A 10,191-nucleotide genomic window follows, 5' to 3' on the forward strand; every position below is an offset into this window, starting at 1 on the left:
GTTCACGGCTTCCACTCGACGGGCAGGTTCGGTGCCTGGCTCCCGCTCGGCGGGACCTGCATGGTCTTCAGGGTGAACTCCATCACCTGCTTGAACACCGGCCCGCACAGCTGGCCGCCGAAGTGCCCGTTGACCGGGCCCTGGAGGGTGCAGGAGACGGTGTAGCGGGGGGCGTCGGCGGGCGCGAAGCCGATGAACGAGGCGGTGTAGCCGTCGTAGCCCTTGCCGTCGGCGGCCCCCCGGTTGGCGGTGCCGGTCTTCCCGGCGACCCGGTAGCCGGGGATCGCGGCCTTGCCGCCGGTCCCCTGCTCGTCGTCGACGACCGACTCCAGCATCGAGGTGAGGGTCTTGGCGGTCTGCTCGCTGACCACCCGGGTCTGCTCGCCGGCCGGGGTCGGGACGTACTTGCCGTCCGGCCCGGTGATCCCCTGGACGATGCTGGGCGCGACCCGCACCCCGCCGTTGGCGATGGTCGAGTACACCGAGGTGGCCTGGAGCGCGTTCATCTGCATCGGGCCCTGGCCGAAGGAGATGTTGTACTTCTCCGAGGCGACCAGGTCCTCCGGCTTCTTGAGCTTGCCCGCGGTCTCCCCCGGGAAGTTCAGCCCGGTCGGCTGGGCCACCCCGAACTTGCGCAGGTACCCGTCCAGGATCTGGTTGGCCTTGAGCTGGTCGCCGTCGCCGAGGGTCTCGACCGCCTCGATGGTGCCGATGTTGGAGGACTTGGCGAGCACCCCGGCCAGGGTCAGGTACCAGGTGCCGTGCACGACGTCGTCCTTGAACTCCTGCCCGGCCCGGATCAGCGGGTAGGGCACCGTCACCTTGGTGTCCCAGTTGGCCTTGCCGGTGTCCAGGACGGCGGCCAGGCTCATCAGCTTGGCGGTGCTGCCCGGCTCGTACGCGTCCACCAGGGCCGGGTTGCCCATCTGGGACTGCTTGGCGAGGCTCAGGTCGTTGGGGTTGAAGCCGGGCGCGGAGGCCATCGCGATGACCTGGCCGGTCTTCACGTCCTGGACCACCACGTAGCCCTTCTCCGCGCCGGAGTTGGCCACCTGGTCGGTGATCGCCCGCTGGGCGGCCCACTGGATGTCCCGGTTGATGGTCAGCTTGATGTCGCTGCCGGGCACGGCCGGGTCCATCGAGCCGCCGGCGGTGGGCACCAGCCGCCCGCCCGCCTGGGCGTAGCTGCTGTGGCCGTCCTTGCCGGCCAGCTGCTTCTGGTACTGCAGCTCCAGCCCGCCGGCGCCCTCGCCCTCGCCGTTGACGAAGCCGACCAGGTTGGCGGCCAGCCCCTCGGCCGGGTAGATCCGCTTCTGGGTCTCCCGGTTGAACACCCCGGCCAGCGGGTTGGCGCACTCGTTGTCCACCCGGGTGCGCCCGCCCTGGTCGGCCGGCTTGCCGAGCAGCTTCCGCTGGGCCTGGCAGGCGCGCGAGCCGGCCTTCTTCTCCAGGCCGGTCTTGAGGTCGCTGATCTGGCTCTTGGCGGCCGGGGTCTGCTGCGCGGCGAGCCGCTTGTAGCGGGTCTTCGGGGTGTGCAGGTCAGCGGCGATCCTCTCCTTGGCCACGCCGAGGATCGGCGACAGCAGCGCGGCCGCCTGCTCGGGCGCGTCCGGGATGCCGGTCGCCTCGGGGGTGAACATCGCCGGGTCGGCGGTGATGTCGTACGCGTCCACGGTGGCCGCGAGGGCGACGCCGTCGGAGGACGTTATCGAGCCGCGCTCGGCGGTGATCGGGATGTTCTGGTAGCGGTTGGTGTTCGCGTCGGCCGCCAGCGCGTCGGCGTCCACCAGCTGGAGCTGCACCAGGCGCCCGGCGAAGACCGAGAACACCAGCGACAGCACCACGGTGATCACCCGCAGCCGGCGCTTCGGTTCGGCCAGCCGCAGCGCCTTGGGGCGGTGCGGCAGCCTGGACTTCGGGCGCGGCCGCACGGCCGCCTGGCTGCGGGCCGGCGGACGGCCCTCCGGGCGGCGCTGCTGCGGCGCCCGCGGGGTGCGGCCGACGGAGCCGGACCTGGCGGGCTGCGCCTTGGCCGACTGGCCGCGCGCGGGCTGGCCCTTGGCGGGCTGGGCCTTCGGGCTCTGCGCCTTCGGCGGCTGGGCCTTCGCGGGCTGGGCCTTGCCGGACTGGCCACGGGCGGCCTGCCCCTTGGCCGGCTGCCCCTTCGCGGGCTGGCCGCGCCCGGCCACCGGCCGGGCCGGACCGCTGCGCGGCGGCTGACGGCGGCCGGAACCGGACCCCGAGCCGGACGGCTGACGAGGCGTCGTCATCGGGTACCACCCCCGTGCTGGGCCGGCGCGGTCGTCACCGGGTTGAGCTGGATCACCGAGTCACCGGCCGAGGCCGCCGGGGTCGGCGGCGCCGAGGGGCTCGGCTGGGCCGGGGGCTGGGCGCTCGGCGAGCCGGACGGCTGCCCGGAGGGCTGCGCCGGGGCCGGGCTCTGCGCCGGGGCCGGGCTCTGCGCGGCCGGCGCGGGCTTCGTCGGCCATGGATCGACCGTCGACTTCTTCACCGGCGGGCTGTCCTGCGCCGGGCCGGGCGTGCCGAGCACCTTGCCGCCGTTCGGCACGTCCAGGAAGGCCATCCCGCCGGCCGGAACCATGCCCAGTTCGCCGGCCCGCTTGGCCAGCGCGTCCGGGGCCGAGCTCTGGTCGATCTCGTGCTGGAGGCTCTGCTGCTCGTCGGTCGCCTTGGTGGTCTGCTTCTGCAGCCGGGACAGTTCGAAGGAGCCCTCGTTGAGCGCCGTGTTCAGCGCCAGCAGCCCGAGCAGCCCCGCCGCCAGCAGCACCACCACGAGCACCGCGAACGGCGTGCGCCCGCGCACGGGCCGCCGCCCCGGCCGGACCGTGATCCGCGCCCTGCCCTGTCCGGGGAGTCCTCCCCGCCCCGCCCGGACCTCACCGGCCACCGGCCCCACCGTTCTCCTCCACCCTTCGGACCCCGCCGGAGCCGTTCCTCAGCCCCGCTTGCTTCGGTCCCTGATCCTCTCCGCCACCCGCAGCCGCACGGGCGCGGCGCGCCGGTTCTCCTCGATCTCCTCCTCGGTGGCCAGCTCGGCACCGCGGGTGATCAGTTTGAGCCAGGGCTGGTGCTCCTCCGGGATGAACGGGAGCCCCGGCGGGGCGGTGCTGGTCGCTCCGGCGGCGAAGTACTGCTTCACCAGCCGGTCCTCCAGCGACTGGTACGACATCACCGCGATCCGGCCGCCCACCGCCAGGACGTCCAGTGCCCCCGGGATCGCCCGGTCCAGGACCTCCAGCTCGCCGTTGACCTCGATCCGCAGCGCCTGGAACGTCCGCTTGGCCGGGTTCCCGCCGGTACGGCGGGTCGCCGCCGGAATGGCGTTGCGCACCAACTCGACCAGACGCGCGCTGTTGGTGAACGGTTCCTTCTCCCGTTCCCGCAGGATGACCGAGGCGATCTTCCCGGCGAACCGCTCCTCGCCATACACCTTGAGGATCCGGGCCAGGTCGCCGTGGCTGTAGGTGTTCAGCACCTCGGCCGCGCTGATCCCCCGGGTCTGGTCCATCCGCATGTCCAGCGGCGCGTCCTGGGCGTAGGCGAAACCGCGGTCGGCCTCGTCCAGCTGCATCGAGGAGACGCCGAGGTCGAACAGGATGCCGTCGACCCGGTCGATGCCCAGGCGCTCCAGCACCTCGGGGATCTCGTCGTACACCGCGTGCACCAGCGTGGCCCGGTCGCCGAAGGGGGCCAGCCGCTCGCCGGACAGCTTCAACGCCTGCGGGTCGCGGTCCACCGCGATCAGCCGGACCTCCGGGAACTGGGTCAGCAGCGCCTCGCTGTGGCCGCCGAGGCCCAGGGTCGCGTCGACCACCACGGCGCCCGGGCGGGAGATCGCCGGCGCCAGCGCGTCCATGCACCGCTGCAGCATCACCGGAACGTGCTTGGGACCCGGTTCATTGGTGGTCATGCGCGGTGGCGCCCTTCCTCGGTGCGGAGCAGCCCGACGACCGGGAGCTCCGACCATTCTCGCCCACCACCTGCCGGCACGACGACGCGGCCCGTGGTCCCCGCCCGCTCGAGGGGAAGGTCGTGACCGCCCGGCGCCGGGGAAGGTGCGCCAGGTGAACACGGAGCGGGTGGAGGCCACGAGCCGCATCGGCCGGGCCGCACACCGGTCGGCACGGCCCGGTTGACGGGCTCCGAGGGGTGTGCTCCAACGCGCCGCAACTCTATCGCGCGGACCCCGCCAGTCAATGGTCCGCTCCGGCGCACCACCCGGGCGGCGGTACGGATCACCGCAGGTCGCGGCCGTCGGAGCGGCCCGGCGGGGGTCCCGGCCGGCGGCCCCCGGCGGCCGGCGCGCGCCCCTGTCGGGCGACCGGGTACGAACCCACGCCCGGACCGGCCCGGACCAACCCTCCGGTTGTCGCTATGCACCCGCTCACGGCGGTGCGTTCTGTAGCTCTCCGCCCCACCGCGCGGCCCCGGACCGCACTAACGTCGCCACCATGACAGTGACCCCCGACCGGCCCACGCCGAACGCCGCTGCCGACCCCGCCGGACCCAGCATCATCGACCGCTTCGTGACGGCCAACCGCGAGTACGCGGTGACCTTCCGCGACGGCGGCATGGACGCCCGTCCCGTGCAGAAGATCGCCGTGGTGGCCTGCATGGACGCCCGGCTCGACCTCTTCGCGGCGCTCGGCCTCGAACTGGGCGACGCCCACGTCATCCGCAACGCCGGCGGCGTCGTCACCGACGACACCATCCGGTCCCTGACCATCAGCCAGCGCGCCCTGGGCACCCGATCGATCGCGCTGATCCACCACACCGGCTGCGGACTGCTCGGCCTCACCGAGGACTTCCGCCGCGAGCTGGAGCTGGAGGTCGGCCAGCGCCCGCAGTGGGCGGTGGAGGCCTTCGTCGACCTGGACGGCGACGTCCGCCAGTCCATGCAGCGGGTGCGCACCTCCCCGTTCCTGCCGTACACCGACGACGTCCGCGGCTTCGTCTTCGACGTCCACACCGGGCTGCTGCGCGAGATCCGCTGAGCGGAGCCCGCCCGCTCTCATTCGGCGAGGGCCGAATGGTGACTTCTGACCGCCGAACGGGGGAGAATGCGCCTGCCGGTCGGACCCCGAACCACCTGGGGAGGCCGGGCCGCAGGCCGCCCACCGGCGCCGGATCCTCGTTCGGAACCGCCCCCGGGACGGCCGCGTCAAGCATGGGGTGGGGTCCGGCCTCGGGTGAGGCGGGCACGGTGTGCCAGGGAGCGTAACGGGTGACGAGCTACAACGATCAGGCCGGTCTCGGCAGTCCTGCGGGGGGCGAGCAGAGGGCGAACGGGTACCGTCCGGTCGGGCTCCCGGAGCTCGCGGCGGTCGTGGAACGGGTCCGCGCCAACATCGAGAGCGTGATCGAGGGCAAGCCGGAGGCCGTCCGGATCGCCCTGACCGTCCTGCTCGCCGAGGGGCACCTGCTGCTGGAGGACGTGCCCGGCGTCGGCAAGACCATGCTGGCCAAGGCGCTCGCCAAGTCCGTGGACTGCACCGTGCGCCGCATCCAGTTCACCCCCGACCTGCTGCCCTCGGACGTCACCGGCACCAACATCTACGACCAGCAGCAGCACGACTTCGAGTTCCGCCCGGGCGCGATCTTCGCCCAGATCGTGGTCGGCGACGAGATCAACCGCGCCTCGCCGAAGACCCAGTCCGCGCTGCTGGAGTCGATGGAGGAGCGCCAGGTCACCATCGACGGCACCAGCTACGAGCTGCCCTCGCCGTTCATGGTCGTGGCCACCCAGAACCCGGTCGAGATGGAGGGCACCTACCCCCTCCCGGAGGCCCAGCGGGACCGCTTCATGGCCCGGGTCTCGATCGGCTACCCCAGCCCCGAGGCCGAGTTCGCGATGCTCGACGTGCACGCCGGCGCCAACCCGCTGGCCGACCTCCAGCCGGTCGCGCACGCCGCCGACATCCTCAAGCTGGTCGAGCTGGTCCGCACCGTGCACATCGCCGACCCGGTCCGCCGCTACGCCGTCGACCTGGTCGGCGCCACCCGCACCAGCCCCGAGCTGCGGCTGGGCGCCTCGCCGCGCGCCACCCTGCACCTGGTCCGGGCCGCCCGCGCCGCCGCCGCGCTGGACGGGCGCGACTACGTCACCCCGGACGACATCCAGCGGCTGGCCGTCCCGGTTCTGGCGCACCGCCTGATGCCGACCGCCGAGACCCAGCTCGGCCGCCGTACCGCCGAGCAGATCGTGACCGACCTGGTCGCCCGAGTGCCGCTGCCCCGTCCGCAGGGCGGCCCGGCCGTCCGGAGGGGCTGAGGTGGCCTCATCCGACGGAACGGGCGGGCTGCGGGCCGGACTGCACGGCCTCACCACCCGGGGCCGCTCCTTCCTCGCGGCCGGTCTGACCGCGGTGGTCTGCGCCTACCTGCTCGACCAGGACGCGCTGCTGCGGGTCGGCGTCCTGCTCGCCGCCCTGCCGCTGGCCGCCGCCGCGGTGGTCGCCAACACCCGGTACCGGGTGGCCAGCGGACGCCGGCTCAGCCCGCACCGGGCGATCGCCGGCCAGGAGGCCCGGGTCCACCTGCGGGTGGACAACGTCTCCCGGGTGCCCACCGGGCTGCTGCTCCTGGAGGACCAGGTCCCGTACGTGCTCGGGCCGCGGCCGCGGTTCGTGCTCGACCGGGTCGAGCCGCGCGGCTTCCGCGAGGTCTCCTACCGGGTCCGCTCCGACCTGCGCGGCCGCTACCCGCTCGGGCCGCTCCAGCTGCGGCTGTCCGACCCCTTCGGGATGTGCGAGGTCAACCGCGCCTTCGCCGCCTCCGACGTGCTCACCGTCGTCCCGCAGGTCCAGGCGCTGCCGCAGGTGCGGCTCAGCGGTGAGTGGATCGGCCAGGGCGAGAGCCACACCCGCACCCTGGCGCTGGCCGGCGACGACGACGTGATCCTGCGCGAGTACCGGCCCGGCGACGACCTGCGCCGGGTGCACTGGCGCTCCACCGCCCGGTACGGCGAGCTGATGGTGCGCCGCGAGGAGCAGCCGCAGAAGGCCCGCGCCACCGTCCTGCTGGACACCCGCGAGGTGGCCCACCGGGGCAGCGGCCCGGCCTCCTCCTTCGAGTGGGCGGTCAGCTGCGCCGCCTCCGTCGCCGTGCACCTGCTGGAGCGCGGCTACCAGACCCAGCTGCTCACCGACACCGGGCACTGGGTGCCCGGGCCCGGCAGCGGCGGCCACAACGTCGCCGCCGACACCTCCGGGCTGATCCTGGACGCCCTCGCGGTCGCCGACCTGTCGGACGGCGCCGGGCTGTCCCGCGCCGAGGAGCCGCTGCGGGCCGGCGGCGAGGGCCTGCTGGTGGCCGTCCTCGGCGACCTGGACGCGGCCCAGGCCACCCGGCTGGCCCGGCTGCGCAGCCGCACCGGCGGGGCGATCGCCTTCCTGCTCGACACCGGCACCTGGGCCGGTCTGCGGATGCTCGCCCCCGACACCGGCGGCGAGGAGTTCCGCGAGCGGGTCCGGGAGCTGCGCGCGGCCGGCTGGACGGTCCTGCCGGTCCGGGCGGGCGACTCCGTGCCGGACCTGTGGCGGGCCGCCGACGGCGCCAAGACCACCGCCCCCTACCGAGATGAGGCCGGCGCGTGACCACCCGGGCCAAACTGACCGTTTACTCGGCGCTGGCCACCGCCCTCGCCTCGCTGTGCATGCTGCCGCTGCTGAGCACCCGCAGCTGGCTCACCCACGCCTTCCTGGTGATCGCCGTGGTCTCGGCGGTCGGCGCCGGCCTGCGCCGCTCCCCGCTGTACCGCTGGTCGGTGCCGGTGGCCCAGGTGCTGGTGCTGCTGATGCTGATGCTGCTCGGCTTCGCCGGGTCCGCGCTGACCGGCGGGGTGCTGCCCGGGGCGCCCGCGATGCGGCTGCTCAGCCAGGTCTTCTCCTCCGGTCTGGACGACATCGCCCAGTACGCGCTCCCGGCGCCGCCGACCGCGGGCCTGCGGCTGATCCTGGTCTCCTCGGTCGGCCTGATCGCCGTGCTGGTGGACACCATCGCGGTGACCTACCGGCGCTCGGCGCTGGCCGGGCTGCCGCTCCTGGCGCTGTACTCGATCGGTAACGGCGTGGCCGGGGACCACGGCAGCTGGGTCTGGTTCGGCTTCGCCTCGGCCGGCTACCTGGTGCTGCTGTTCGCCGAGGGCGAGGACCGGGTCTCCCGCTGGGGCCGGGTCTTCCGCGGCAGCGCGCGCGGCACGATCAGCTCCAGCCGGATCAGCCAGGGCGGCCAGCAGGTCGGCGTCCTGGCGCTGGCCCTGGCCCTGCTGCTGCCGGTCTTCCTGCCGCGCTGGGACCTCGGGCTGCTGGACTCCGGCTCGTCCGGCGGCTCGTCCGGGCACGGCACCGGCGGGAGCGTGACCACCAGCCTCGACCCGCTGGTCAGCCTGGAGGCGGCGATCAGCAAGCCGTCCGACAACGAGCTGCTCACCTACACGCTGGACAGCGACCTCGCCGACCAGATCTACCTGCGCACCGGCTCGCTGGACCAGTTCGACGGCACCAACTGGAAGCTCGGCAGCACGGTGGTCAGTGACCTCCCGGCCACCCTGCCCACCCCGGAGGGCCTGCGGGTCACCAACGTCCCCCGGATCGAGGGCGACTTCAAGATCACCGGGCTGGAGAAGAGCTGGCTGCCGATGCCGTACCCGGCCGCCTCCGTCCAGGTCCCCAACCGCGGCGAATGGAAGCTCGACCCGATCACCCGCACCGTCCTGTCGCCCAACGACAAGGCGATCAGCGGCCTGAGCTACCACGTCAGCACGCTGGACCTGCGGCCCACCGCGGACGAGCTGCGCACCGCGCCGCCCGCCCCGCAGGACGTCCGGGAGCGCTACACCGCCCTCCCGTCCGACCTGCCGGCCGTGGTCGCCGAGCAGGCCAAGGCGGTCACCGCCGACGCGCGCACCGACTACGACCGGGCCACCGCGCTGGTGAACTGGTTCACCGGCCCGGGGTTCAAGTACGACACCTCGATCGAGGGCGGCACCGGCAGCAACGCGATCGCGGTCTTCCTGCGCGACCGCCGGGGCTTCTGCGTGCACTTCGCCTCCACCATGGCGGCGATGGCCCGGGTGCTGAAGATCCCGGCCCGGGTCGCGGTCGGCTTCACCCCCGGCGACAGCAAGGGCGGCGACGTCTACTCGGTCAGCGGCCGGATGTACCACGCCTGGCCCGAGCTGTACTTCTCCGGCTACGGCTGGATGCGCTTCGAGCCGACCCCGAGCCGGGGCGTCCCGGCCCGCTACTCCGAGGCGTCCAGCGCCCCGACCACGGCGCCCTCCCAGCAGCCGACCGCCGCGGCGACCAGCTCGGCCGCCGTCCCGGCGCCGTCCCAGAGCTCCGACTGCACCGCCAAGCAGCGCCAGCTGGGCGACTGCGGGCCCAAGAGCAAGGCGGCCAGCCGGACCGCCGACGAGTCCTGGCTGCTGTCCGGCCAGGTGCTCGGCACCCTGGCCGTCGTGGTGGTGCTGATCGCGCTGCTGCTCGTACCGATGTTCTGGCGGACCGCCGTACGACGCCGTCGGCTCGGCGGCGGAGGGCGGCGCCGACCCGGCGGGGACGGCCCGGTCGAGCTCACCGACGCCCAGGTGCTGGCCGCCTGGGACGAGTTGGTGGACTCCGCCTGGGACGTCGGAATTCCCCCGGACGAGTCACGCACCCCGCGCTCGGCCGCCCGGCGGATCACCGAGACGGCGGACCTGGACGCGGACGCGGCGGCCGCCGCCGGACGGCTGGCGCTGGCCACCGAGCGGGTGCTCTACGCCCCGGCCGGGCAGGTCACCACGGCCCCGCTGGCCGCCGACGTCCGCACCGCCCGGCGGGCCCTGTGGGCCGGGGCCGGCCGGGCCGGGCGGCTGCGGGCCCTGCTGCTGCCGCCGTCCTCGGCCCAGCTGTGGTGGCGGACCTCCGACACGGTGCGGGCGGCCCGGGCGGCCGTCGCCACCCGGGTGGGCCGGGCCGCCGAGGCGGTCACCGGTCCGGTGCGGCGGCTGACCGGCCGGCGCAAGGGGTCCACTCCGGAGTCCTGACGGAACGCGAGAGCCGGGGGGGGGGGGGGGGGGGGGGGGGGGGGCGCGGCGGGGCTCGTTGGGGGGTTCGGTGGTTTGCTTCTTTGTGGGTGGGGTGTAGAAACCCCCCAGTTCCTCTTTTTCTTTGGCTGTTGTAGCAT

General features: G+C 74.1%; 7 protein-coding genes. 4 read left to right on the top strand and 3 right to left on the bottom strand.

What is annotated here, in order from left to right; genetic code table 11:
* Positions 1-2 precede the first annotated feature (2 nt).
* The 3 genes from ACZ4W5_RS25890 to rsmH all read right to left on the bottom strand — a co-directional run bounded on the left by ACZ4W5_RS25890 (position 3) and on the right by rsmH (position 3,931).
* On the bottom strand, positions 3-2,270 hold the full coding sequence (locus tag ACZ4W5_RS25890; protein WP_465657193.1) for a peptidoglycan D,D-transpeptidase FtsI family protein: 2,268 nt from the start codon (positions 2,268-2,270) through the stop codon (positions 3-5).
* On the bottom strand, positions 2,267-2,824 hold the full coding sequence (gene ftsL, locus ACZ4W5_RS25895) for a cell division protein FtsL (protein ID WP_360227778.1): 558 nt from the start codon (positions 2,822-2,824) through the stop codon (positions 2,267-2,269). Before ftsL ends, ACZ4W5_RS25890 begins: the two co-directional genes overlap by 4 nt.
* Before the next feature lie 132 nt (positions 2,825-2,956).
* Positions 2,957-3,931 carry a 16S rRNA (cytosine(1402)-N(4))-methyltransferase RsmH gene (gene rsmH, locus ACZ4W5_RS25900; RefSeq protein WP_465657195.1) on the bottom strand — a complete coding sequence of 325 codons (975 nt, stop codon included), beginning with the start codon at positions 3,929-3,931 and terminating at the stop codon, positions 2,957-2,959.
* A gap of 541 nt (positions 3,932-4,472) precedes the next feature.
* On the opposite strand from rsmH, the gene ACZ4W5_RS25905 reads away from it, so the two are divergent.
* From ACZ4W5_RS25905 to ACZ4W5_RS25920, 4 genes are all read left to right on the top strand, one after another.
* Complete coding sequence (locus ACZ4W5_RS25905; protein ID WP_360227784.1) at positions 4,473-5,015, top strand: beta-class carbonic anhydrase; 543 nt, start codon at positions 4,473-4,475, stop codon at positions 5,013-5,015.
* Positions 5,016-5,245: 230 nt separating this feature from the next.
* Positions 5,246-6,292 (top strand): AAA family ATPase, encoded by a 1,047-nt coding sequence (locus tag ACZ4W5_RS25910; RefSeq protein WP_402487421.1) that lies wholly within the window; start codon positions 5,246-5,248, stop codon positions 6,290-6,292.
* Position 6,293: 1 nt separating this feature from the next.
* Complete coding sequence (locus tag ACZ4W5_RS25915; RefSeq protein WP_360227787.1) at positions 6,294-7,616, top strand: DUF58 domain-containing protein; 1,323 nt, start codon at positions 6,294-6,296, stop codon at positions 7,614-7,616.
* Positions 7,613-10,051 (top strand): transglutaminase TgpA family protein, encoded by a 2,439-nt coding sequence (locus ACZ4W5_RS25920; protein ID WP_465657198.1) that lies wholly within the window; start codon positions 7,613-7,615, stop codon positions 10,049-10,051. The genes ACZ4W5_RS25915 and ACZ4W5_RS25920 overlap by 4 nt, the downstream gene beginning before the upstream one ends.
* Positions 10,052-10,191 lie beyond the last annotated feature (140 nt).

It is taken from the genome of Kitasatospora sp. NPDC029367 (genome assembly GCF_055569135.1).